This is a genomic window from Amycolatopsis thailandensis (genome assembly GCF_002234405.1).
Taxonomy (GTDB): Bacteria; Actinomycetota; Actinomycetes; order Mycobacteriales; family Pseudonocardiaceae; genus Amycolatopsis; species Amycolatopsis thailandensis.
The window spans coordinates 1-515 of sequence record NZ_NMQT01000398.1 but is presented as its reverse complement, the minus strand read 5'-3'; the positions used below and the strand labels follow the sequence as shown (position 1 = coordinate 515).

At 64.3% G+C, this 515-nt stretch carries 1 pseudogene; it reads right to left on the bottom strand.

Features of this window, described 5'->3' with window-relative positions:
• Positions 1-196 precede the first annotated feature (196 nt).
• A pseudogene (locus CFP71_RS43135) lies at positions 197-515 on the bottom strand (hypothetical protein); the annotation flags it as partial.

Here is a 515-nt window from a genome sequence, read left to right as displayed (position 1 = left end):
CCCGCTGCATATCCGCTCGTTGCTTCAACGCGGTCGAGATCTCTATTGCGTTCTTTGTCGCTCGCTCGGTCCACTCTCTCCGCGCTCCTCGCGACTTCACACACCGTGATTTCGGACAGCCCTCTCCGGCCGATCTTTCCGGCTTCTCGCAGGTCCCGAAGGGCGCCGAGCTGGTCTGCCGGCGGCGTTTCCGGACCTATCCGTTTCCTTTTCTGCTTCTCGATCCGCCCAACACCCAGCCCTCCCCTCTTTCCCTCCACGACGCCCTTCCGATCTGGAAGCAGGGCCGCTTGCACAGCTGGCGGTACCAGGCCTTCAGCTTCTGAGCCGTCTCCGGATCCTCCACCACCTCGTCGCAACGAGCCCGGATCTGCTCCATCTTCTCGAAGTCGGCGTCCTCGACGGCGTCCATGATCCGGGGGAGGTCGACAGGACCCTCGAGCGAGGCGATGCGGTGCAGGATGCGCCGGGCCAGCTCGGTCCAACCGTCCATGACCAGGTCTTCCTCGACCAGG